A 23,753-nucleotide genomic window follows, 5' to 3' on the forward strand; every position below is an offset into this window, starting at 1 on the left:
TCTTAGCGTCTTACAGAAAGAACAATAGGCGCTATAATGGGCGACAGAGGGAGCGCTAATGAAATCCATACGTATCGAACACGCCTTACGAAAACTCGGGGCTGACATCCGTGACGCGCGTCGACGCAGGCGCATTGGGACTGAACTGATGGCTGAACGCATGGGCGTCTCGCGCGGAACACTCAACCGGCTTGAAGCAGGAAATCCGGCTGTCTCGATCACCGCCCAGAGCGCAGCGACGCTTTTTGGCGTCCGTGTGCATTTGCCTTGTTAGCCATGGTTTGATGATACAGCTTTGATTTTCCTTGAAAGATACCAATAGTAAGCGGCTATAAAAATAGACAGAAACACGATCTGCATTGGAGTGCTTTCGATGGTTTCTTCATCAAGAGATTCAGGATATAAAAAAACAGCTTCAAGAACTCCTCCAACAATAAATACTGGGATCATCACGACCAGCATACGAATCATTACAGGAAGACCGATGCACATCATTCTAACTATGAAGTCCTTATTGTCAGAACTGGAATTGATTTTATAACAATAGTAAACGCCAAATATTGACATACCGAGCATTACGATAGACCCAATAGTGTCGTAATGATTGTAGGAAGCCCCAATATATAAGGCAGGATCTGATGCCAATGCCATAGCAACGGTAAACAACAGCATGTACTTGAACTCTTCTTTTTGGCTCACGTTTTCTGACTTGAAGTCTTTAACGAGAGAATCGACTTTCCACAGATACATTGATTTCTCCTTTTGTGGCTAACGCCAAGCTAAGCCACGCCGCTTTTGGGCGTCGGCTGGAGTGTTTTGTTAGCCATCTCTCATTATAGTGACACTGGACTTAGCAGCAGATGCAATAGCTGCATCCGGAGTTTCTGCTTCGATTGTTTGAACGTGATCGTAGCCTCTTTTTCTTAAATTATTGTTTCTCCAGTCATTTCCTTTTGAGCCAAACCAGAAGAATACTCCAAGCTCTAGCAGAAGCATTACTCCGACACCGCCGTCACTGCCTCCTTGCTCAAATGCAGTTTCTATTGTTACCAGAACCAGCATGATTCCAATAAATGCGAAGCCCATACCCCATAATTTCTTAATGAATGCCCATATCCATGAAAAGAAGAAAGCTGGCCAACAGAATCCTCTTTTTACCGCTTCATGTCCCCGCGTAGGATGCTTGTAAACATCAAAGGTTTTCATTCTTAACTCCTTGCCATTGTTTTATGGCTAACGTCAAACCTAAGCCGACCATACTGCGCTGCTGTGACACTGAATGAAGCCACTGAGCTACGCGCGCAGTATGGGGTCGGCTTGAGGTGCGTGTTAGGCAATTAATTGTTGATCTTCCCATCGAAAAAACTGCCTCCAAAATCCAGAGTCGGCATCCACAAAATAGATCGGATTCAACTTTGGTACCTCGCGAAAGTCGGAGGGGTGAACGTCGGAACCTAGTAGCAGTGTCGCACAAGAGGCTATTTGAGGCGACGGACGCGTCAGAAGAGAATTAGCATTTTGTTTCCAGTCATCTGTTGGATGGCTGTTGATTAAGATAACTATCAAAGGGCAAAAATCTCCTTGGAATAGGTTCGATACTGCCTTCACTTCCTGGTTAATGCGATAATCTAAGATGGCGCAGGCCGCGCCTAAAGCCAATTCGCCGGCGCCTTCAGGAAATATAAGCGAAGGCCGCCAGCGGTCTATCGGAGTAAGCGGATCTTTCGTCCAAGCGTCGCTGCTTGCTTGGATAAGGCTTACATATAGCGTCTCAAGTGCATACGGATCTTGTACTAAAGCATTCTTTAGACCATGTAAACGGTTCCATATGGCCTCAAAGGAGGCTTTCCCCATTTTAGGTGAGCCGCTAATCACGAAATACAATGGAAGCCTACGTTCCATGGTAAAACCTTGCGTATGTCAGTTTCCGTAAGCCTAACGCCAGCCTCAGCCGCCGCGAGCGGACCGAGCGGTAGGACTGGAGGCCATTGTTAGGCAATCAATTGCGCGTTGATTTACAGTCGGGGAAACAATTCCATCCAGACCCCTTCTTCGACCTCGCTCAGGCCGGTTTCATCCACACCGACTTGGTACGGACCACAAGACGCGCGTTGGCAAGGTCGAAGCCCTCATCGACGGCCAACTCGCGCTTCTTTTCCGTGGCCAAATCTAGCAGGGTTACTGTTCTGCCAGACAGAAATACCTTCGCATACTGTGGTTGCGCGTTAGGCATCTCCGCCAATTTCACATCGGCGTCGGCACCGCAGCCGAATAGTACCGGCTTATCTCCGAGACTGACAGTGATCGTGCGTTCCTTCTCTAGCGACAGCCCGGAGGGGCGAATGGTTACCTCCAACCAGGCGTGCCGGAACGCCGCCTCGGCGAAAGCGATCACCAGGCCGATGACCGCTCCGGTTGTTGCTGTCGCCGCCACGAGCGCGGACACCAGGTACATCAGCGCACAGCCGAAGAAACCACCCGCCGCGCCGGCGAGACTCGCCGTCACACGCTTGAGATTTGGCACCACCCAGGACACCGCGAAACCAACAGCTGCGCCGCCCAGGGTCCAGCCAAGGAAGCGCCCGGCATCGGTGCCGCCGCCCAGCGATTCAGCGATCGGGAAGCCGATCATCAAGGCGATGAATCCCCCAATCATGCCGCCAATCGCGCCCACCAGCAGTGCTTTCCAGAAGGATTTCGAGTCGAAAGACTTGCCGACATAGCGTGCCTGGCCCACGGCCAGTAAGGCCGCAATGAACAAACCGTCGAATCCGGTTCCAATAATCCAGCTTGCCCACTCGCTACTATTATCGAGGTCGGAAACGCCGTAGATGATGCCGCTCAACAGCCCACCAATGGCTCCGAACCCGGCGAAATAGACGTACTTACTTGACAGTAGAATTTTCATGACGATAAGTCTCTCGAATTTATTGAATAAATAAATATGTCAATGAATGAATGACGCTAACGGGCTTATATCATAGGCGCTACGCCGGCATTAGACTCTGTCTAGGAACGAGGAAATGGGGCCTTTGCGGTCTTGCCAGGCCGCACTGACCCGTTTGATTTCAGCTGGCGCGAGCTATATGACACAGGCGACGCCATCAAAGCAAATTCGGTGCAATCAAAACTCGCACTAGGAAATACACATCACCGAGCATCCACCATTTGGACAACGACCAAACGTCCGCCCTGCGCTTTCTCAAGCAGAATTTGCTGTCCGTCCTTAAGCTCTAACTTACCGCCAATAGGTACGGGGGTCTTGCTATCGACATCCAATAGATCCGGAAGTCCCTCGTTGACCAGCCACCAGCGCGAATGATGGAGAACGAAATAACCGATTCGCCGTTTTTGGTCATCGGTTAACTTTTCGTTGGGAGCTATCCGACTGTTCGCGTGCCAAGGGAAAAGAGACTGTCCGGTCCATACCATCAGACGATGATTATCTGGTCTGAATTGGCCCTCCTTGCGCGACGAGTATAAATTTAGCACCGGCAACTGACCATGATAGTTGGTGCCACAAAAAGGACACTGGGGCTTGAAACTATTGTCAAAGACGTACCATTTCTGGTCGCAATCCGGGTTCTGACAAGGCTGTACCAGATCGACGGTCTTTACCAGTGCTGTCTCCCAATCGTTGGCGGATGGGCGTTGAGCCGGATCATGCAACCCCTTGATGAACGCTTGCTCGAATAACCGGCTGAGATAGGGTCCAGTTAAATTGAAGGGGCGCTCGTCGATATTGGCCCACGGCAACTCGCTTGGTTTGACGCTTGCCAGCCGTATTCGGTTACTCGCATCGCCAGGATGTTCGACGAAAAGGGCTTTCTCGCCCATTGATAGCATCTCGTCTCGTTGTTCGTCGGTGGTGTCGTGGACCTGACTGCCTCGTAGTGGGTGCCGATATAGCAAGTACATGTAAATGAGCACCGCTAGCGCGTGCAGGTCAGTCTCTCGCCGTGGCAGCCGTCGTGTTGGATCATCCTTCGGCAGATGGCTTGTCATCACTACTTCTGGTGCGATGAAATCCGGAGTTCCTACCACATCGGGGGGGTACTTGCCGGGCACAACCAAACCGTCAACGTCAATGACACAGGCCAGCCCCCTCGAGGGATCGACCAGGACATTCTTGTAGGAGAGGTCGGAATGGGCCAGGCCAGCCATGTGCAGGCGTCGCACCGCGCGCGCCAACAGTAGGCAAGCCTTGAGGTGGCCTAGCCAGTCGCCGAGCTCGCGCGGATCGAGGAAACGTTGACGCAGACTGGCAGCGGCAAACCACTTGCCCTCTTTCTCCTTTCCTTTGATCTTAAGCATGTCGCCATTTTTTGCTCCATGCTCGAAGAAAAAATGCCCGGGATAGGTCGGTGCCACCAAACCAAGCCGTCCTTCGTGCTCGAGCACCCCTGTTGGCCAGCAAAACAGATTTTGCCAGTAGTCACCGCCGATCTGATTAAAAATGCTCTCGCGATATTTACCTGTGATCATTTCCAGACGCTGGCGCGCCTGATAATCCTGCGGGGTCCGATAAAAAGCAACAACATAGGAGCGATCCGGAGAGAAATATACATCCTTCATGGCACCGGACCCGATCACTTCGTCGACGAATTCAACCTGCTCTCCGTCCAAATTCTTGCAAGCGATGACTCTTGCCATCAGCATGTCCTCTTGACTTGAATGATGCGACGGCACCGAAATGACGGATAAATACAATTCATAAAGATCCAATTACCGGATAGCACACCTTTGCTGAAAACCGGCGCTGGGCCGTTCCCGCCGAAACTCTCTACGCGGTCTCTCCCGGGGCGTTCGCGTCTGGCCGCACGAGTGCGATAGTGCGGTCATCGTGATTGCCTTGAGAGAAGAAATCGAGCCACTGAACCAATGCCTGGTCGGGTGCGGGCTCACGCAGCAAGGGCTCCAGCTCGTCCCACAGCCGATCCCACCGAGTCCCGTCCATCAGACCTTTATCGGTCTCAAAATAGGGATCGGAAACGCCGTCTGTCATCAGCACGACAGCCGTTAGGTCGCGGAAATGTCCGATGCCGATGCGTTTCGCGAATCCTTGCTCCGAGAGTGCCGTCCGGTCGAGAAAGCGGGTTTGCCCCGCGAACTCACCACTATCAGGCGCACCCATGAGACGAACCTTACCGCGCGGTCCGTAGGCCGCGATGGCACCATCGCCCATCCAAAAGCTGGACAGGAAGAGCGCGCCATTATGTGACTTAGCAACGGCCGCGAGCAAAGTGGTGGAATAGTCCCTGAAACTGCTGCTCTGCTCGTTTGCTGCCTGTTCGATCGCTTGTACGGCATCTGTCCCTGCTTGGTGGAAAAGGTAATGCAGATCCGCATTCATGGATTGCGCTGTCGTGGTGGGATCAGAATCCCAGTCCGATAGGGCGGTCGCGAGCCGCTCGCCGGTTTCGCCTGCAAGTGCGAGAGTCAAGACATCCCCGGCTGCTTTCACTGCAAGCCGAGCCCCTTCTCTAGAGAATTTCGCGCTGCCGGCCCCATCGGCGACAATCAGGGTGCTCCAGCCACCATCGGTATCCGCATGGATGAAAAAATCGTCGTCACGAAAGGTCCCGGCGTGCTCGTGCGAGCGCCCGCGACGGCTAGCTGCAAAAACTTGAACCCCGTCTCCAGCAATTCGGCGACCATCCAGATGGGGCTTCGGATAGGGTGCGTCAGTAGGTGGCTCAATAATCTTCCACAAGCTTTTCGGGTCTGGATTGACGATCAACAGACACTCGCCTGAATAGCTGGCGCTGTCACCTTCAGGAGTCCAACGGAGAGGAAGACGGTAATCGCCGTCGACTTGAGGGGTGCCCCGCAACTCGCCGTGCTCGCGATGGAAGCTCAGCCCAAGATCAGCAGGCACCTTGACGTCCAGAATTTCTAGCGGTCGGTCGTCAGCAGCGCGACCATCGATCACGGCAACATACTCGACACCGACTCGCGCATTAGGCAGATGAAAAGTCGCTCTTAGTGCGGGAGACTTAGTTGGCGGGCTTGCGCTGGAGGGAACTTGGCCAGGTTGGATTGCGTTTGGATCAGGTTGGCGTTCTGGCTCAGGATTTTTCTTGTTGGAGATATCTTGTGGCTTGTGAGAGGTATCATTATCCGCATCTGATTCGTCCGGCTCCTCCATGATGGGAGGTAACCTGTGTTCGCTCTTAATGACAGAATTTTCTGGTGCCTGGTCTTTTGGCGTTGAAACAAATTCTGAGATTTTTTTTGAATCCGGGTCAATAGAGTCTAATGGCTGTGTGGTTTGTGGCTCCATATCGTTTTTCCGCTCGATGCGTTTGAGGGGAATATCTGGGTATAGCTGCTCCCAGGCTTTCGCGATAGCAAGCTGAAATTGGCAAGTCGCGTTGAAGGCTTCATCATTACAAACAAAAGCCTCAATTTTTTCAGAAGATATCTTGCCGCGATCATAGATGGGCTGTCCGCGGTCCTCGAATAATCGCCAAACAAGATCTTCGACATAAGGGGTGAGTTTTTCGCGTTTTTTCGCTGTCGACTTATTGGAAATCTCGGCCATTTGCTAGCCCCGCCCACGGCCAACGTCAACGCCATGCCCTTCGCCCGACGCCCCAAGCTCGAAGGAAACAGTTTTTTCACACCATGGACATACAGCATCGCCCGGCCCGTTCAGACACATGAGTTTTCCACAACCACAAACAGCGAAGGCGGTAGCATTGCCGCAGTGCGGACAACTCGGCGAGCCAATCAGCTCGGATGTGTTGACCATCTCTCCCGTTGCACGCGGATCAGACCAGTCAAAATAGCTTTCATCGAGCGGATAGCACCCTGTAAGCCGGTACATGAAAAGCTTCAATTCGAATTCGCTGCTCTCGAGCTTCTGGCTTTTGCGCTCATATTTGAGCAAGTAAGGCTTGTGATTATTCTGGCAGCGTCCGACTAAGGTCACACAGGAAGGATCGACAACGCTAGGCGGGGGATCTTTCACCAAACGCATGATGCGCTCATCGAACACCTCGCTGAGCGGTTGTTCGGAAAGCTCGCCGAGGCTCTTGCTGCGCCAGAGAACCGATCCGCTAATCCAGTCGACAAATTTTTTATAATCGCCGGGTCGGGACTCCTCAAATAGGAGCACCTGATCCGTCAGCCGTTTAAGCACCGAAAAGTCCGTATCCCGTCCCAGCCCCACCGCAACGATAGTGGCGGATCGGTCATATTCTTGGCGCCAACGCTGAATCGCGGCATCAGGGGCATCGGTTGGATGACCGTCAGTGAAGAGATAAACAATCGGCCTCCAGTCGCCCTTACGTTCCGGGCCACTGCGAACAACTGATCGGTCGATTTCGGACATCAAGGTATCGAGAGCGGCACCGAGACTGGTGCCTCCACCCAAGGGAAGTTTTGGCGGATAAAAGGAGAAAAGCTCAATGAGGGGGACAATCGTCTTGGCGAAACCCGCGAATGCAATGACGCTGACGTGGACTGTCTCAAGCGCATGGGGGTCCGAACGCAACGATTGCACGACAGCATGCAGCCCTTCCTCCATCTTGCGGAGGTTATCTCCAGCCATGGATTCCGAACAATCCAACAGGAAGAAAACTGGAAGTCTACGCATGATTTGCCCTCACGCTTATAGTCCCCGACACCCTTAAGAGAATGAAAGGCTCAGGTTTAACGGTAAATCTTTGCTCTCGCGGATAGGCGCCGAAACGACGCAATACTAAAGCACCAATTGGACCTCGGCTGGTGGTGGTGGCAGATTCACCTGTTCCTCCAGCCCCGCGCTGCTCGAGCCGACCGAAACGCTCGCGGATACCCATTTGAAAAAGTTAGAAAACGCGGTCGAATCGAGCGTGTCGAGCTTGACAACCCGATCAGTTAGCTCGTGCAAGAGATCGAGTTTGACCTTAGGCCCCGCCGCACAGGCAACAATGGTGCCAAAGTTCCGTTTCTTGATCGCTAAAATCGCCTCATGGTAAGCAAGAAGATCCGATGGGCTGCCGTCTGTCATGACAAAAAGAAGTGGCCGCCAGTCGCCTTTCGCATCGTCTGTGCTGCGGCGCACTTCCCGATCAACCTTGGTAATCAACAACTCCAGTGCGGCACCGAGAAAGGTAGCCCCAGAACCGGGAACCGAAATTTCTTCCAAGCGAACCTCATCCAAGGGGGTGAGCGGCAGGTATTCTCGCGCCTCAACGTCGAAGGTGACGATTGAAATGTGCACACTTTCCAAAGCATAAGGGTCTTGGCGCAGCGCACTCAGCATTGCCTGCAACCCAACATTGACTGAATGGATAGGCTCGCCACGCATCGACCCTGACGTGTCGAGCAAAATATAAACTGGCAGCCTCCTCACGCTCATACAGACACCTCAGGCATACTTTTTGAGCCAATCAACGAAAGAATCGGATTCCGAAGGAGTGCCAATCGCAGTTAACTTCCAGTTTTCGGCTTCGCGCTCCAATTCGGCAAACAGCATCGAGCGACAGCTTTGATATTCGACTCCGCCAGATAGATCGAAACGCGCCATTTCTCGTCCCTTGGCGTCCTCGGCCCGGATAAATGCATTCCGGACTTGGCCAAAGCTCTGTTGATTCTCGATTCCCTTATAAATCTGTACCACAAAAACGACCTTGGTAAATTGGCTGGGAAGATCATTGAGTCGAACGATGATCTGCTCGTCGTCTCCCTCGCCCTCGCCAGTGCGATTATCACCCGTAAGCCAGACGCACCCAGAGCCGTGATGCATGTTATTGAAGAATATGACATCGCTGTCGAGCAGCGTCGCCTTACCGTTCGCATCTCGACCCAAGTCCAATACCTTGCCATCGCTTTGACACAGAAAGGCAACGACATCAAGGTCGTAATCTTCGGCTTTTTTTCCGAACAAATTACCAAGCAGACCTTTGCCCTTTTCTTCGTTAATATCCCATCCAAGGCCGATAGTGACTTGGGATAAGTCGTGCTCCGTCTTGCGAAGGCTAATGCCTTGGCCCTTTTTTAGCTTTACGCCCATCGCGCACCTCTTCAGATAACCAGATTGACTTCGGGCGGTGGCGGCGGCAAGTCGTCAAGGCCAGAAACTTCTTTATTGCCCTGCTCGACTTTTTGGCTGCCGGTTGAAATCGACGCCGAGACCCACTTGAAAAACGCCCGAATAGTATTCGCGTCAGCCGTATCTAGTGCGACTACCACCTCGGTGATCTGCTTGAGAATGGTCTGGTCGGCACCATGTCCAGCTGCACAAGCCACCACCACTCCAGTTCTCGCCAGCTTGAAACGGTCGAGGCCTTTGCGCCAATCGTCGGTCGGAGAACCATCGGTCATAATAAACACCAAGGGCTTCCAGTCACCTTTCGCATCGGCAGTGGTGCGAGCAACTTCTGCATCAATACGCTCAGCCAGCAACTCAAGCGCCTCACCGAGAGCCGTTGTGCCGGTTGCATTAAGGGGCGGTGGCTGAAAGTTGCTGAGCTCCGTCAGTGGAATCGCTTGATGTGCGGTGCTGTCAAAGGTGATCACCGACAGATAAGCGGTCTCAAGTGCATAGGGATCTTGGCGCAAGGTTGAGACCAACACTTGAACGCCATTCTTGACCGCTTCGATGGGCTCGCCACTCATGGAACCCGAGGTATCGAGTAGCAGATATACAGGAAGTCTTCGCATCTTTATCTCTCCCGTGCATTTACCAGTTACACTGGTCGCAATTATTATGCAACATCGACGCCAAACTGATGGCAGAGCCCTTCCAGCCCCCCAGAAAAGCCCTGTCCAACGGCCTTAAATTTCCACTCAGAATTTTGGCGATAAATCTCCCCAAAAATCATCGCCGTCTCAGTACTGTAATCTTCCGACAAATCAAACCGTGCAATCTCCCCATCAGTATCCAAATTGACGATCCGAATGAAGGCATCGGAGACCTGCCCAAAATTTTGCCGTTGAACTTCGGCATCATGAATTGTTACACAAATGACGATACGCTCTATTTTTTCGGGCACTTTTGTGAGTTCAATCTCAATCGCCTCATCATCGCCTTCGCCAGTGCCAACCTTGACATCACCAGTGTGCGTTACTGAGCCGCATAACGAAACGAGTTGATGATAAAAGACGAAGTCCTCGTCCCGACGCACCTTGCCGCTGCCCCCGAGAAGGAATGCACTTGCGTCAAGATCAAGCTCTTCTCCATTAGTTGCTCTTTCCTGCCAGCCAAGCCCGACAAGAATCCGAGTAAGCCCGGGCTCAGTCTTCGATAATGAAAGGCTACCACCTTTCTTCAGAAGTACTGCCATAGATCACACCTCTTTCTTCTGGTCAAAAAACGTCTTCTAGGTTAGCTAGTCCCCATCCTGCGAAGGATTATCTTTCTCTGGGAAGAGTATGGAGGCGACAACACCAAGAGTAAGAGTGCCAAATACAATGCCCAGGCTTAAAGCTGGAGAGATATGCACACCAGTATCCCCAATAGCATGATTCCATGCCTGCAAAACCATTTTCCCCGCGATAAAAAAAAGCAGCCCGATGACCGCCTTTTCCAAGTGAACAAGAAAGCGAGTCAACGCTGCCAGAACGAAATAAAGACTACGTAAACCGAGTATCGCGAAAATCATCGCTGCATAAACCAGAAGGGGCTCTTGGGTGACAGAGATGACGGCAGGAACAGAATCAAACGAGAATGCAATATCAGATGTCTCGATCGCGGCCAAACAGAGAAAAGCTGGCGTCGCATAAAGAGCACCATTGCGTGTGACCGACCTTTCCCCATCTGGAGAATCCAATAGCTCTCTGTGCTTGATAAAGAACCGATTCAAGTGCAGGCGCGTATAGATAGGCATCATTTTTCCCGTCAACCTGACGCTCCAATGATCCGAGTAGTCCTCAATTTCTTCACCGCCTCCCCCAGCCTTGAGCATCTCTACCGCACTCCAGGCAACCAGTGCTGCAAAAATAAACCCGACCCAAGGGCTTGCCATAAAGAGACTCGTGCCGATCAAAACGAAAATCGCGCGGAAAACCAGCGCCCCGAGAATTCCCCAATACAAAATCCGGTGTTGAAGTCCTGACCGAATGCTGAAGGAAGCGAAAATTGCCATGAATACCATGAGGTTATCAACAGATAGACTCTTCTCAAGAAAATATCCGGCAAGAAACAGATCCGCCCATTCTTTCGTAAATCGCCCCCACAAGTAAAGGTAGAAGCAGAGCGCCAAGGAAATCCAAAAAACGGACCACTTCGCCGCATCAGTTACGCTAATTACAGTCGTTGAGCGATGGGAAAAAAGGTCAGCATAAAGCGAGACACCAATAACGATCAGGAAAATGACTAATGCCTCGATAGGAAAACCGAAATGTTCCATGTATACCCCAGGTTAACTCTTGATAAGCGGTGCTGTCTGCAAAAACAGTGACGTCGAAACTGTCGTAACATGCATATTTAGCTTATTAAGCAAGTTTTAAATCACGACACTTACTGCTCGTTCAGTCTTTGTGCCGCCCTATACGCCGACGCTGATTGTTTACCAGCGCAATGCTCATTAAAATAATTAATCATTTCTGAGTGACGAGAAATATTCCGATTGTATGCGTCGACTGACGCTTGGCTAGTTCGATCCACAAAAGATCTACTAATATTTTCACTTAGCCATTTGGCTTCATTGTAAAGTTCTACGCATTGTTCCATGGCAGCATCAGAAATAACGGGAACATTTGCGCTAGTCGTACTACTTGGTGGGACCTCATAATCTCTAGCATTAGCATTTATACTAAACAAGACGGCTAACAACACCAGAAAGTACCGACAAATATTGTTCTGGAGCTTTAAGCTTTTACGTTGGATTTTACCGGAAAGATGACATCTTTTCGCCATTTCTATTTCCTCTATCTTAAAATATCAACCCACCACTTGGAGAGTTGTTTTGAGTATACAGAAGTTCCGCATTTTTTAAATATTTAAAGGTTTTTCGATTGTTAGTTGATATACTTTGCTTTTTTTCAGGTATATTCAATTTGCAAGAACAGTTTTTGTTCGCAAAGAAACATGAGCGTTTGACACATCGAAACTATCATCAGGTTTGATTTCTCGGGACTCTCTTGTTGTCATATTTACAAGAGTTGTTTTACCACCAGACACCGACACTTTTACATAATGACAAGATTTCACTTCTGGTATTTCGGAAACCTTTACGTCAGCGTCACTAGCACAACCAAATAGTACTGGCTAGTCGCCAAGCGGAGTGCAAATAGGCTAAATTGTTGTTGCTTGGAAGGCTTTAGGATAACTTCTCGTTCGAGGAATCTTCGAGATTAGCCTCCTTCCGCGAAACGGTCAAGAGATATTATCCACTCCGTAATATTTTCTCTTTTCCGTGCATGGCCGCCCCGCAATTTCGGCTTCATGGCGCTAAATCTTGTAGGGAATTTTCCTACAAACGTACTCGGAATATGGATTTGTATATGATTCGAGCACGCATCTTTGTTCATTTCGCGCTCTTCAATTTCTCGTAATAGGCAGAGAGTGTTTAGATTACTCTGATAATGTGCTCACATTGAACCCAGGGCACTATCAAGCACGACAATCAAGAAAAATGCAGCATCAGCACCTTTGGTTTTCTTGATGCTGCCAGCGCTCTGCTTCCGAAGGGCTGACCTGGATCAGTCTCGTTCGACAGACGCGACTCGCTGCTGCCGGGGAGGCAGCATCGTCCGCTGAGGCATCAGAACGCCCCCGGCTTGACGATGCAGAACTGCGGCGATCCGACGGCTCGCTACTGTCGCTTGATTGACTGCGGGCAGTCATGTATTCATGCTTACCAATGCTTCATGAGGTTTGAATTGTGGCAAATGACGATGGCCACGAGGCTCTACTGATACCGGGTGAGGGGTTACTTGGCTACCAGGCTCCTCCTGCGGCCAATGCGCGTCAGCAGCTTGAGTTGCAAGACTCGGCGATGTCCGGCGGGGATCGCAAGCTGACTCTTGATCAGGTGGTCGAGGACTTGCTTGCCGATGGCCTGATTACAGCAGAGACTGCGAAAGACCTGTTGCGTCGCTGCGCGGGCGCAAAGAAAGATGGCCTGCATCTGCTTGAGCGCATCGCCGAGCAACATCCGATGAGCGCCCAGGTGCCGCTCCGGCAGCTCGATCTTGAGGCACTGACGGTCTGGCTGGCGGGGCGTTGCGGTCTGCCCTATCTGCGCATCGATCCGCTGAAGATCGATGTGGCCACGATCGGCGAGTTGACCACCATCGCCTATGCGACCTGGAACCAGATCCTGCCGGTCGCATTAACTCCCGAGAAGGCCGTTTTTGCCACCTGCGAGCCTTACCTGACCGATTGGATGGCAGAGCTTCAGCAGGTTCTGAAGCGCCGTATTGAGCGTGTCGTTGCCAATCCGCGCGATATTGAACGCTTCCGCCGCGAGTTTTTCTATGACGAACAAGAGCCGCAGCTGTTCGACGCCATACGCGAACTATTGCCGAACTATACCAACGAGCGCCTTGAAAGTACCACTTTCTTTTCGACATTCATACCCGAAACGAATCGAGTCATCCGGTGCGACAAGCGCTACAGGAAGTGCATTATAATTTTCCGCTAGATATCGTTTAGTCCGAAAGAATATTTCCTCGGTAATCACTTCCCCGTTCTTTGGGTGGAAGAACGCAAAACGAAGGCAACGATTAACAAGGAAATCGTTATAGAGCTTCCTCACCTCCGGCTCATCAGCGATATGCACCATAAGCTGGGACATGATGTTATTAATAATAATTGTATTTCGAAACCTAAAAGGACTTCGCTCTAAAGCCGTTGCATACTGTCGCTCTTTAAATACAACGAGAATATTGTCGTTTATCCTTCTCTTTTCAGCGCTCGACAAGTCAAGATTCGTGTGAATTAAACTCAACAACTTCATCGTAACCAGATAGCTATCTTTGTCGGGCAAAGATAAAATAATACGATCATACTGCGTGATCTCCTCGACTAACAGGGCATCGAGATTATCGGCTACAGTAATATCACAATCTAAGAATGACCCACAATCAATCAGCTCCCGCCCGATTTGCAGAACCTTGTCAAAACTCCGATGAGATTGCATATAAAAATCCACTAATTCCTCGTGTCGAACCTTTCTAAATTGAGGTTGGGATATTGCACTTTCCAATTTAGCGCGGTCCGATATTACGATGAGATCTATCAACGGCACGTCTGCTTGCTCAATCGATATTCCGGGCTTTGGAAAAATCTCAGGCCTTAGATGTCCATCGTAATGATCTTTACTGGACACACCTATTACTGACCCCCAACATATTGAATCGATAACATCAAAAAAGTCCAAACCAACCAGCGCGTCGTCGTTTGAAAAGGTCCGCAAAGGAAAATATGTTATTTGATGATCCTGAGAAAAAAACAGTTCACGGTAAATCCAAAATATCTGTGGGTTCTTTATTGCCTCCGAAATGATTGGGCCCACATACTGTGAAGTATGTACGATAGAAAAAAAAGGTTCACGCGAAAGCGCCTTTTTTCGCGCTTGCGAGAGTTTTTTTGCCCGGAAATCATCTCGGACTTTGATAAAGAGACGTTGTGTAAAAGGACTTTGGAATACGGGATCTGAAACCTCATCAAATGACTCAATCATTTTGCTCAAGGACAGCGCCATGACTTCTCTAAAAATTGAAATGCTATTCTCGTTTGACACCTCCAAAAGGCATATCTTTCTTTTCTCGAGGAGATATGCTTCGATCAGCTTCAAAACAAATGTTTTATCAGAGAAAAGAGCAGAAAATATTTGAAGATTATAGGTGTCTCCCATTTTGGAATCGCCACCGTCTTGAGAAAATTCCAAATCAACAAAGATCAATATTTTATTAGCGTTATATACAAAATAACGATGCCGAAGGAACGGCTCGGAAATATCGGCTGTCTTAAATTGCAAAGACAATTTCCTTGTGCTGCGCAATATATTTTCGAAATCAGAATCTATATCCGATGTCTTTTTCCGAGTAAGAACCAATGCGTCCCTTTTGAACTTCGCCTTCTCACGTAAATCGAAAATTTCGATAATCCTGCGCAATTTTTCGTCAAAATTGATAAGAAGAATCGGCTCCTTTAAGTTGAATAGATTTCCGCCTCCGTCTAGATCCCGTAATTCATCGCGAACCTCCTGCTTCAGAAAGTTTTCCTTCGACTTTGCCATATTTTCAAGTATGACGGACGTAAAGAGGTTCAAAAAAACAAATACTGTCAGCACAATAAATGAGACAAAAAACATCCAGTGCAGTGGATGAATTTGCTGAGTAGCGTACATGACATCTGTCCAGTCCTCGAATGTCAAGACGCGAAAGAGAGTCAAAAATGCCGTCGGTACGTCGTGCCACAATTTTTCGGTTCCGGGAAAGCTTCCGTAAAGATGAACTCCAATGACGGCGTAAACATAAAATATGATAATCAACAACAAAATGATGCTCAGAATCGGCTTAATGGAGTCACCTAGTGCTGTTAAGATATTGCGCAGTGAAGAAATGCCTGAAAATAGCCTTACCACGCGGAACAGCCGGATAATTCTGGCTGTAGCTATTCCAATTGCTTGCTCAAATGGCAAAACGGTCAAAACAACAATTATAAAATCGAAGAAATTCCATCCATCTGAAAGAAATTTTTGAAATGTTTTTTCACTAAGTATTCTGATAGATATTTCTGCAATAAAATAGACGATAATAAAATAGTTTATAGCGCGAAAATAATAATCCATTTGCGGCGTTAATTTTAAACTAGCCTCTAGTCCAGCTGCCAGAGCAAAAATGACAATTATGACGTTTGTTACAAGATTAAAGAGTGGACTTCTTGCGACTATAAAAAAGTGATTACGTACTTTTTGGATAAGAGCAACCAATAATGTGAAACGAAGAGCACGTAGAACAATCAGATAGTTTGAGCTAGTCGCTGGTATCACACTAAGTATGATAATTGTTGCATCAAGCCAGTTCGGCCAGTGCTTAAAGAAATTAGCACGCTCTTTGGAAGAAACTAAACGCAGGAAAAAGTCTCCTGCGAAGAGAGCAGTTATAAGAATATTACTGTAATGTAGTGTTTCGGAAAGTAGCGCAAAATCGGGGAAATGAAAAGGGATACCAAGAAGGCAAATATATAAGTAAATAATTATCAAAAACGAAATATTGTAAGCGTCATGTGTTACTACGTTGGTCGCAGTTCGCTGAAAAATTAAATCGTAATCCTTGACACTCCTCTTCAGTAGCATGTTTTTTGCCTTGTTTATCGAAGCCTCGACTATAGTTAAACGTGGTCGTTTTGCGGAGAATCAAGCAGTGAGTACTTATCTCCTGCAATCACCATATGCTCCAGCGTTCTTGAGCTGGGCTCATAAACAATCAGAAAGCGACGCGCGTACGCACACATAATGTCTAGCCGCCATGAAATGGAGAAATTTGCGCTGTCGAGTTTTTGGTCCCCGCACAGACGAGTCAGTAAAATACTTTAGAAAACCGGCACTAGGGGATTGTGCTGCCGCAAATATATTTATTGTCAAAGAGGTATAGATTTTTTTTACACGAATTTCGACAAACTTGCATCAAACAGCAAATTCTGTCCAATATTTAGAGTGAACAGCGTATTCGGCCTTACCAGTGCACCTGCAATAGACGATTAATCCTTAGCAAGATCAATTATGTAACTTGAGTAATTTTGCAATCAGTATCACTTGATCTGTCAGGATATTGTGAAAACTCGGCATATCCGCCTTTTTTTTGATTGTGTTTTCCTTTCTTTACGACATTAATGAAGTCTGCGGCTAATATAGACTCCGGGATATTCGGAGTTCCTGTTAAATCCCAAATGAACCAAGATAATCCGTAAACGCCATACTTTCCTTCCCTGCGGTCTCCATGACATCTTGCGCATGCTTCAATGTAAAGTACTTAACCGGTCAACCCAGAACTTTGCGGCGAATAGTCATCAACGTCGACACCACATGCTGTAAGGAGTATTGCCGTCAAGATGAGTGGTAAACGGAAATATCGGATGACTGCGCCATCTTCCAAAGGATACGCCATTTCCATTTTTGAACCTCACGAAATTTAGATCTTTAAAAAAACGAAATGACTCGGTTGCACTTAAGCCGCTCTTTACGCGTCTATTAAACTAAGTAAACTCAGTTTTCCGGACATAAGACACATGCCGACAAACGGAAATCACCGCAATTGAAATGTAAACTAGCATTTAACGCGCCATAACGTCTTTTTCCAAATTTGCATGTAGGGAATTTAGACTCTTCTCCGGTTAACTGGAGACCCGGAAGTCTGAACTCACTCGTGTCTATAAGACAAGATTGCAGGAGTGGCTATTTTTACTACCCGGGGCAATTTAATAAAGTTGAGTGCTTTAGTATGTGCGTCTTCTTGAACCATTTACGTATTCTTCAGTTCGACCGTTTGCAAGAGATACCGCTACCGTACCAGCAGACACTTGTACATTTACAGCGTTTGAACCGTAGGTCCTCTTTCGTGAACCGTTGACGTATTCCTCGACACGGCCATTCTTTGTTACGGCTGCTACCAAAGTTCCGTCAGTGCTCGCCGCTTTGACATTTAAACCATAAGACCTTTTCCGAGAACCATTTTCATACTCCTCGACTCTCCCATTATTAACCTTTACCACCATTGCCATTTTTTAACTCCTTACTTGCTTAAGATGCGACCAATGTAAGATAGATATCGTAGACTGTTTTTCTGTTGTAACTTTATACCAATGAGCATGAAACAGCTCACTTATAAAACAACCTGATTACAGCTGTTCATTATTATTGCTTCGCTTTAGTTCCTGCAATGATAATGTTTCTGCTCCTCTTGGCATTACGCCGCATTGCACCTTAGCTGCCGGACTTATGGGTAATGGTATGATCAAGACCTACAACGCCGTACATAATGGCACTTCCTAGCCCTCCAATTGCCCCAAATACGAAAAAGTATATGTTCTTATTAGAAATCAAATTTTTCATTAGTCACTCTATGTCTTGATTTAAATAAACCCGATCTGTACAAAGTATCAGCCTTCTTGAGTAAGTCAGACCACCTTGGGCCTCCAAGCGGAGTGCAGATAGGCTAAATTGTTGTTGCTTGGAAGGCTTTAGGATAACTTCTCGTGCGAGGAAACTGCGAGATTAGCCTCCGTCCGCGAAGCGGTCAAGAGATATTATCCACTCCGTAATATTTTCTCGTTTCCGTGCATGGCCGCCCCGCAATTTCGGCCTCATGGCGCCAAATCTTGTAGGAAATTTCCCTACAAACGTACTCGGAATATGGATTTGTATATGATTCGAGCACGCATCTTTGTTCATGTCGAGCTCTTTAATTTCTCGTAATAGGCAGAGAGTGTTTAGATGACTCTGATAATGTGCTCACATTTAACCCAGAGCACTATCAAGCACGACAATCAAGAAAAATGCAGCATCAGCGCCTTTGGTTTTCTTGATGCTGTCAGCGCTCTGCTTCCGAAGGGCTGACCTGGATCAGTCTCGTTCGACAGACGTGACTCGCTGCTGCCGGGGAGGCAGCATCGTCTGCCAAGGCATCAGAACGCCCTCGGCTTGACGATGCAGAACTGCGGCGATCCGACGGCTCGCGACTGTCGCTTGATTGACTGCGGGCAGTCATGTATTCATCCTTACCAATGCTTCATGAGGTTTGAATTGTGGCAAATGACGATGGCCACGAGGCTCTACTGATACCGGGTGAGGGGTTACTTGGCTACCAGGCTCCTCCTGCGGCCAATGCGCGTCAGCAGCTTGAGCTGCAAGACTCGGCGATGTCCGGCGAGGATCGCAAGCTGACTCTTGATCAGGTGGTCGAGGACTTGCTTGCCGATGGCCTGATTACAGCAGAGACTGCGAAAGACCTGTTGCGTCGCTGCGCGGGCGCAAAAAAGGATGGCCTGCATCTGCTTGAGCGCATCGCCGAGCAACATCCGATGAGCGCCCAGGTGCCGCTCCGGCAGCTCGATCTTGAGGCGCTGACGGTCTGGCTGGCAGGGCGTTGCGGTCTGCCCTATCTGCGCATCGATCCGCTGAAGATCGATGTGGCCACGATCGGCGAGTTGACCACCATCGCCTATGCGACCTGGAACCAGATCCTGCCGGTCGCATTAACTCCCGAGAAGGCCGTTTTTGCCACCTGCGAGCCTTACCTGACCGATTGGATGGCAGAGCTTCAGCAGGTTCTGAAGCGCCGTATTGAGCGTGTCGTTGCCAATCCGCGCGATATTGAACGCTTCCGCCGCGAGTTCTTCGGTGCGTCGACTTCCATGCGCGGCGCACGCTCCAAGAACCAGGCCCAGCAGGTCGATCTGCAAAACCTCGAAGCCTTGGTGGAACTCGGCAAGGTTGGCACCCTGGAGGCGACGAATAGCCATATCGTGCACCTTGTTGATTGGCTGCTGCAATATGCTTTCGATCAGCGTGCCAGCGACATTCATCTGGAGCCACGCCGGGAGGCAGGCAATGTGCGCTTTCGCATTGATGGCGTGATGCACCAGGTCTGCCAGATTCCGGCAGTAGTCATGACCGCCGTGACCAGCCGCATCAAGATTCTCGGGCGCATGGATGTGGCCGAAAAGCGCCGACCGCAGGACGGTCGCATCAAGACCCGCACCCAGGGGGGACTTGAGGCCGAGATGCGCCTGTCGACCATGCCGACTGCCTTCGGCGAGAAATTGGTCATTCGCATCTTCAATCCGGAGGCGCTGCGGGAGGACTTGAGCGTCCTCGGCTTCGAACCCGAGGAAGAATCGGCCTGGCAGCGCATGATCGGGCAGCCGCACGGCATCATCCTGGTGACCGGGCCGACCGGATCGGGCAAGACGACCACGCTCTACTCGACCCTGATCAGCCTGGCCACGCCAGACATCAATGTCTGCACGGTCGAGGACCCGATCGAGAATCTGGTGCCGGCGCTCAACCAGATGCAGGTCAATCATGGCATCGGGCTCGACTTCGCCAGCGGTGTTCGCACCCTCTTGCGGCAGGACCCGGATGTGATCATGGTCGGCGAGATCCGCGATCTGGAAACCGCAGAGATGGCCGTGCAGGCGGCCCTGACCGGGCACCTGGTGCTCTCAACCCTGCACACCAACGACGCGCCCTCGGCCATCACCCGATTGCTTGATCTGGGCGTGCCGCATTATATGATCAACGCCACCCTGATTGGCGTGCTGGCGCAGCGACTGGTACGCACCCTTTGTCCGCACTGCAAGAGAAGCGCCGCGATCAATCCCACCCTATGGGAGTCCTTGGTCAATCCCTGGTCGCTCGCTCCGCCCGCGAGCATCGCCGTGTCCGATGGATGCGATGAATGCCGCCAGACGGGCTATCGCGGACGCACCGGACTCTATGAAATCCTGACGCTGACACCCGCGATTCGCGCGCTGATCAGCGGCGCCATTGACGAACCTGCGCTGCGCGCTCGCGTCTATCAGGAGGGCATGCGTCCGTTGCGCATCAGCGGTGCCCGCAAGGTGGCGGCTGGCTTGACCAGTTTCGACGAGATCTTCCGCGTCCTGCCGGCTGCGCAAGACGTCTGAAATCGTGCCGCCATGTCTCTGCTTGCGCGGCCTGCTGCTGTTGATCAGTCCGGCTCATAGCCCAAAACGCCGTTCTGGCATGACAGGATGGGAGACCATGGAACCTGGTACTTCACATTTCAGAAAATGAGGCTAACCACTTGTCCGATCACAGGCCGTCGCATGCAACAGGTCGCATCACCACCGCCAGCTTCCGCCCGGCCTGGTGGCTACCGGGTGCGCATCTGCAAACCCTCTGGCCAAGCCTGACCCGCACTCGCCCCGGCTTAGTAGCACTGAACCGCCGGCGCATTGAGCTGACGGATGGGGATTTCATTGACCTGTCCGTCTCTTCCAGTAGCGGCCCCAAGGTGCTTATCATCCATGGACTTGAAGGCGACCTGAATTCCCATTACAGCGCGTCCCTAACGCTATCTCTGGCCGAAGCCGGATTCTGCCCCCTGTTCATGCACCTGCGCGGCTGCTCGGGTGAACCGAACCGACTGGCCCGCAGCTATCATTCGGGCTCCAGCGACGATTTGCACCAGGTGCTCCGCGACTTGGCCCGCGACCCAGAGGATTTTCCAACAGCCGCCATCGGCATCTCCCTCGGAGCCAATCTGCTGCTGAAATATCTGGGGGAACGTGGGAGGGAACGCGGGGAGGAAGGTGACGGCAAGCACCACAGGATGCCGGATGATCAGCAGGCGGCCTTTCTCGACACCGCCATCGCCATCTCCCCGCCCTTCGTCCTGCGCGATGCGATGCTGCGGCTCAACCATGGCGTCTCACGGCTCTACCGGACGCATCTCCTGCGCCGACTCAAGCGCAATTTCAAGCGCAAGTTTGCCAGTCGCCATTGCCCGCTCAACGTCAATCTCGACAACATCCGCGACTTCAATGCCCTCGACGAGCAGATCACCGCCCCGCTGTGCGGCTTTGCCGGTGTCTTCGACTATTACAACCAAACCAGCTGCCGCAGCTACCTGCCCGCCATTACCACCCCGACTCTCATCCTGCACGCGCGCGACGATCCCTTTCTATACCCGGCCAGCATCCCGTTTGAATCCGAGCTTGGTCCCGGCGTGACTCTGGAGCTCAGCCCCCACGGCGGACATGTGGGTTTCGTCTCCGGCCCCTGGCCCTGGCAAGCTGAATACTGGCTTGAGAAGCGCATTCTCGAGCATCTCGAGTGCTATCGTACCGGCTGAACCACAGTCGCAATGGGCAATAAAATTCCGTTACAACTGCTTGTCCCGCCACGCCGCCGTGGGATTGATCTCTGTCAGCATGGAGTGTCACCGTGATAGGTTTGAACGAGTACCATTTCAGCTGCAATCGGCTTGGTTGGAAATACTGTTTTTACCAAACACATCGCAGCAGTCCGATGCAGACCACCGCGTGAGTGCGCAGATTCAGGCGCTCGCCGTAGATGTCTTCCAATCGGCGGCGATAGACCGTTAGTTGCGCCTCGGCCTCCGCTAGGAGCGGGGCGATCTCTGGGCGCGCGCGCAGTTGCTCGCGCGGCAGCTCGGCCAGGGTCTCGCTGTCGAGGCCGGGCAGATCAGCGAGCTTCAGATGCTTGAATTCAATCACCTGATCCAGAAAACCGTAGCGACGTGCATCCGGGCGCACAATCATCGACAGATCGCAGTAGCCGCGCCCGACGGCGGTCTCCGAGTCCATGATGTAGCCCAGATCGTCGAACAAGGTGACCAGGAAAGCGGTCTTGACCACCAGCTCGTTGGACCAGCGCAGATCGCGATTATCGAACACCGGCAGGAAGCGCTGCTCGATGAAACGGCAGACCGGCTCCAAATCGCCCTCTGAATAAAAACGCACGCAGGCGGCGCGGCGCTCGCGGTCAAGTGTATAGCCCGGTAGCAAGGACTCCTGAATTCGCTCGACATAGAGCTTGCGCACCACCAGGTTGGGGATGACCAGCTCCAGGTGTCGCAATAGCCCGCGCCCGCCATAGGTGAGTACGCCAAAAAAGTACAGCAGTGAGGCGAGAAAACCCTCGGTCTGCGGGGCATGAAGCATCCGATCAACGCCGAAGCGCCGCTCCAGTTGCTCGACGGTCAACGGCTCGCCGCGATCGAGCGCCGCCGTGACCACCGCTTCACCATTGGGTAAGCCGGCAATGTACTCGATGCGATTGCGATCCATGGCCAGATTGTTGTCGAGCATTTCCTCAGGGTACGAGCACCGTTTCGCGAAATGCTTGAAAAAATACAGCGCGAGCGTCGGGTTGTAGATCTGCCCGCCCTCCGGGCAGAGGGCGAAGTTGTAGCCGTTGTAGAAGCTGCGCATCATCGCCAGCGCCTCGGCGGTCTGTTCGGTCGGTAGCTTACACTCAGCAATGAGCTGCCCAAGCACAGCGGCGATCTCCGACTCGTGAAAGCCGCACAGATCGGCCAGCTCGGGTTCCAGCGAGATGTCCTCGACCACGTTGTAACCGCTGGTGATGTCGGCCATCACCACCGGCGAGACCCCAGTGATAAACACCCGGTCGAGTCCGCGCCCCTCAGCGGCGGCCTTGATCGCTTTAAAGACCGTCTTGATTGCACCCTCGCCGCCGACCAGGGCGTTGTAGCGTTCCTCGCCGCGATCACGACTGACCAACACCTCATTGGCAAAGTTGTCGTATTCGTCGATCAGCAAATAGAGCCGATGCGGGGTCTGGCTGACGGCTGCGAGCAGGGAGCGGAAGGAAGTCAGCGCATCGTCCTGAATCTCAACGGTGCCGGGGAGCCAATCGCCATATTTTGAGATGGTCGAGGCAATCTCGGCGTTGATATGCCGATACAAAGCACCGCGAATTTCCTCGGCGTCGCCCATCGGATCGACGGTGGAGAAATTCCACTTCATGACGAAGTAGCTGTTGCGCCTAGCCGTCGGCGCCCGACCGATGGCCAGCGACCCGAAGAGCTGATCAAAGGACTCGGCGCAGGCCAAGTCGTAGTAGTTCTCCAGCGTCGACAGCCACAGCGACTTGCCGAAACGGCGCGGGCGCAGCAGCAGCAGTTGATCACCCGCCTCCTCGATCAGGGCGATTCGGTCGCTGCGATCAATATAGAAATAGCCTTGCGTGGCGATCTTATGGAAATTGCTAATGCCGTAGGGAAAACGCATACGCGCCTCGGTGTCGATCTGGGTTGGCTTGCCGGAAAAGGTACTGTCGAAGCAAAGCCCGCGCAAGCCT

Annotated in this window: 18 protein-coding genes and 1 pseudogene; 4 read left to right on the plus strand and 15 right to left on the minus strand. The window is 51.1% G+C overall.

The window, feature by feature from the left end:
- The first annotated feature begins 58 nt into the window (after positions 1-58).
- On the plus strand, positions 59-274 hold the full coding sequence (locus tag Thiofri_RS13915) for a helix-turn-helix domain-containing protein (protein WP_009147135.1): 216 nt from the start codon (positions 59-61) through the stop codon (positions 272-274).
- On the opposite strand, the gene Thiofri_RS13920 is transcribed toward Thiofri_RS13915, so the two are convergent.
- The 12 genes from Thiofri_RS13920 to Thiofri_RS13975 all read right to left on the minus strand — a co-directional run bounded on the left by Thiofri_RS13920 (position 271) and on the right by Thiofri_RS13975 (position 11,339).
- Positions 271-750, minus strand: coding sequence for a hypothetical protein (locus Thiofri_RS13920; RefSeq protein ID WP_009147134.1), 480 nt, complete (start codon positions 748-750; stop codon positions 271-273). The two genes, Thiofri_RS13915 and Thiofri_RS13920, sit on opposite strands and share 4 nt — an antisense overlap.
- 69 nt (positions 751-819) lie before the next feature.
- Entirely contained in the window at positions 820-1,206 is a 387-nt protein-coding gene (locus tag Thiofri_RS13925) for a DUF2628 domain-containing protein (RefSeq protein WP_009147133.1), read from the minus strand.
- Positions 1,207-1,329: 123 nt separating this feature from the next.
- On the minus strand, positions 1,330-1,884 hold the full coding sequence (locus tag Thiofri_RS13930) for a vWA domain-containing protein (RefSeq protein WP_143741769.1): 555 nt from the start codon (positions 1,882-1,884) through the stop codon (positions 1,330-1,332).
- A gap of 178 nt (positions 1,885-2,062) precedes the next feature.
- On the minus strand, positions 2,063-2,908 hold the full coding sequence (locus Thiofri_RS13935) for a hypothetical protein (RefSeq protein ID WP_009147131.1): 846 nt from the start codon (positions 2,906-2,908) through the stop codon (positions 2,063-2,065).
- 242 nt (positions 2,909-3,150) lie between these two features.
- Complete coding sequence (locus Thiofri_RS13940; protein WP_009147130.1) at positions 3,151-4,653, minus strand: helix-hairpin-helix domain-containing protein; 1,503 nt, start codon at positions 4,651-4,653, stop codon at positions 3,151-3,153.
- Positions 4,654-4,783: 130 nt separating this feature from the next.
- Positions 4,784-6,544, minus strand: a complete 1,761-nt coding sequence (locus tag Thiofri_RS13945) for a PP2C family serine/threonine-protein phosphatase (RefSeq protein ID WP_009147129.1) — start codon at positions 6,542-6,544, stop codon at positions 4,784-4,786.
- 3 nt (positions 6,545-6,547) lie between these two features.
- Entirely contained in the window at positions 6,548-7,600 is a 1,053-nt protein-coding gene (locus Thiofri_RS13950; RefSeq protein WP_009147128.1) for a TerY-C metal binding domain-containing protein, read from the minus strand.
- A gap of 105 nt (positions 7,601-7,705) precedes the next feature.
- Positions 7,706-8,347, minus strand: a complete 642-nt coding sequence (locus Thiofri_RS13955; protein ID WP_009147127.1) for a vWA domain-containing protein — start codon at positions 8,345-8,347, stop codon at positions 7,706-7,708.
- A 9-nt stretch (positions 8,348-8,356) separates the two neighbouring features.
- The gene (locus Thiofri_RS13960) at positions 8,357-9,001 is read right to left on the minus strand and encodes a TerD family protein (protein ID WP_009147126.1); all 645 of its coding nucleotides are present in this window, start codon (positions 8,999-9,001) and stop codon (positions 8,357-8,359) included.
- A gap of 11 nt (positions 9,002-9,012) precedes the next feature.
- Positions 9,013-9,651 (minus strand): vWA domain-containing protein, encoded by a 639-nt coding sequence (locus Thiofri_RS13965; protein WP_009147125.1) that lies wholly within the window; start codon positions 9,649-9,651, stop codon positions 9,013-9,015.
- Between the two features lie 44 nt (positions 9,652-9,695).
- Positions 9,696-10,274 carry a TerD family protein gene (locus Thiofri_RS13970; protein WP_009147124.1) on the minus strand — a complete coding sequence of 193 codons (579 nt, stop codon included), beginning with the start codon at positions 10,272-10,274 and terminating at the stop codon, positions 9,696-9,698.
- A gap of 45 nt (positions 10,275-10,319) precedes the next feature.
- Entirely contained in the window at positions 10,320-11,339 is a 1,020-nt protein-coding gene (locus Thiofri_RS13975) for a TerC/Alx family metal homeostasis membrane protein (protein WP_009147123.1), read from the minus strand.
- A gap of 1,752 nt (positions 11,340-13,091) precedes the next feature.
- On the opposite strand from Thiofri_RS13975, the pseudogene Thiofri_RS13980 reads away from it, so the two are divergent.
- Positions 13,092-13,361 (plus strand): annotated as a pseudogene (locus Thiofri_RS13980) (GspE/PulE/PilB domain-containing protein); the annotation flags it as partial.
- A gap of 90 nt (positions 13,362-13,451) precedes the next feature.
- Here Thiofri_RS13980 and Thiofri_RS13985 read toward each other — a convergent pair.
- Both Thiofri_RS13985 and Thiofri_RS24795 read right to left on the minus strand, forming a co-directional pair.
- Positions 13,452-16,238 (minus strand): ion transporter, encoded by a 2,787-nt coding sequence (locus Thiofri_RS13985; protein WP_009147122.1) that lies wholly within the window; start codon positions 16,236-16,238, stop codon positions 13,452-13,454.
- 1,139 nt (positions 16,239-17,377) lie between these two features.
- Positions 17,378-17,662 (minus strand): IceA2 protein, encoded by a 285-nt coding sequence (locus Thiofri_RS24795; RefSeq protein WP_009147121.1) that lies wholly within the window; start codon positions 17,660-17,662, stop codon positions 17,378-17,380.
- Between the two features lie 1,023 nt (positions 17,663-18,685).
- Between Thiofri_RS24795 and Thiofri_RS13990 the strand changes: the two genes are divergently transcribed.
- Together Thiofri_RS13990 and Thiofri_RS13995 are read left to right on the plus strand one after the other, a co-directional pair.
- Positions 18,686-20,569 carry a GspE/PulE family protein gene (locus tag Thiofri_RS13990; protein WP_009147119.1) on the plus strand — a complete coding sequence of 628 codons (1,884 nt, stop codon included), beginning with the start codon at positions 18,686-18,688 and terminating at the stop codon, positions 20,567-20,569.
- 140 nt (positions 20,570-20,709) lie between these two features.
- Positions 20,710-21,759 carry a YheT family hydrolase gene (locus Thiofri_RS13995; protein ID WP_009147118.1) on the plus strand — a complete coding sequence of 350 codons (1,050 nt, stop codon included), beginning with the start codon at positions 20,710-20,712 and terminating at the stop codon, positions 21,757-21,759.
- Between the two features lie 151 nt (positions 21,760-21,910).
- Here the strand turns inward: Thiofri_RS13995 and Thiofri_RS14000 are convergent, their stop codons facing one another.
- Positions 21,911-23,749 (minus strand): AAA family ATPase, encoded by a 1,839-nt coding sequence (locus Thiofri_RS14000; protein ID WP_313777878.1) that lies wholly within the window; start codon positions 23,747-23,749, stop codon positions 21,911-21,913.
- Positions 23,750-23,753: the final 4 nt, after the last annotated feature.

Source organism: Thiorhodovibrio frisius, assembly GCF_033954835.1.
Classification (GTDB): Bacteria; Pseudomonadota; Gammaproteobacteria; order Chromatiales; family Chromatiaceae; genus Thiorhodovibrio; species Thiorhodovibrio frisius.

Bases quoted from the DNA above. Each gene is read 5' to 3' on its own strand.
- Thiofri_RS13935 (WP_009147131.1), bottom strand. From the start codon at position 2,908: ATGAAAATTCTACTGTCAAGTAAGTACGTCTATTTCGCCGGGTTCGGA.
- Thiofri_RS13975 (WP_009147123.1), bottom strand. From the start codon at position 11,339: ATGGAACATTTCGGTTTTCCTATCGAGGCATTAGTCATTTTCCTGATC.
- Thiofri_RS13925 (WP_009147133.1), bottom strand. From the start codon at position 1,206: ATGAAAACCTTTGATGTTTACAAGCATCCTACGCGGGGACATGAAGCG.
- Thiofri_RS13970 (WP_009147124.1), bottom strand. From the start codon at position 10,274: ATGGCAGTACTTCTGAAGAAAGGTGGTAGCCTTTCATTATCGAAGACT.
- Thiofri_RS13940 (WP_009147130.1), bottom strand. From the start codon at position 4,653: ATGGCAAGAGTCATCGCTTGCAAGAATTTGGACGGAGAGCAGGTTGAA.
- Thiofri_RS13915 (WP_009147135.1), top strand. From the start codon at position 59: ATGAAATCCATACGTATCGAACACGCCTTACGAAAACTCGGGGCTGAC.
- Thiofri_RS13945 (WP_009147129.1), bottom strand. From the start codon at position 6,544: ATGGCCGAGATTTCCAATAAGTCGACAGCGAAAAAACGCGAAAAACTC.
- Thiofri_RS13960 (WP_009147126.1), bottom strand. From the start codon at position 9,001: ATGGGCGTAAAGCTAAAAAAGGGCCAAGGCATTAGCCTTCGCAAGACG.
- Thiofri_RS13985 (WP_009147122.1), bottom strand. From the start codon at position 16,238: ATGCTACTGAAGAGGAGTGTCAAGGATTACGATTTAATTTTTCAGCGA.
- Thiofri_RS13920 (WP_009147134.1), bottom strand. From the start codon at position 750: ATGTATCTGTGGAAAGTCGATTCTCTCGTTAAAGACTTCAAGTCAGAA.
- Thiofri_RS13955 (WP_009147127.1), bottom strand. From the start codon at position 8,347: ATGAGCGTGAGGAGGCTGCCAGTTTATATTTTGCTCGACACGTCAGGG.
- Thiofri_RS13950 (WP_009147128.1), bottom strand. From the start codon at position 7,600: ATGCGTAGACTTCCAGTTTTCTTCCTGTTGGATTGTTCGGAATCCATG.
- Thiofri_RS13965 (WP_009147125.1), bottom strand. From the start codon at position 9,651: ATGCGAAGACTTCCTGTATATCTGCTACTCGATACCTCGGGTTCCATG.
- Thiofri_RS24795 (WP_009147121.1), bottom strand. From the start codon at position 17,662: ATGGCAATGGTGGTAAAGGTTAATAATGGGAGAGTCGAGGAGTATGAA.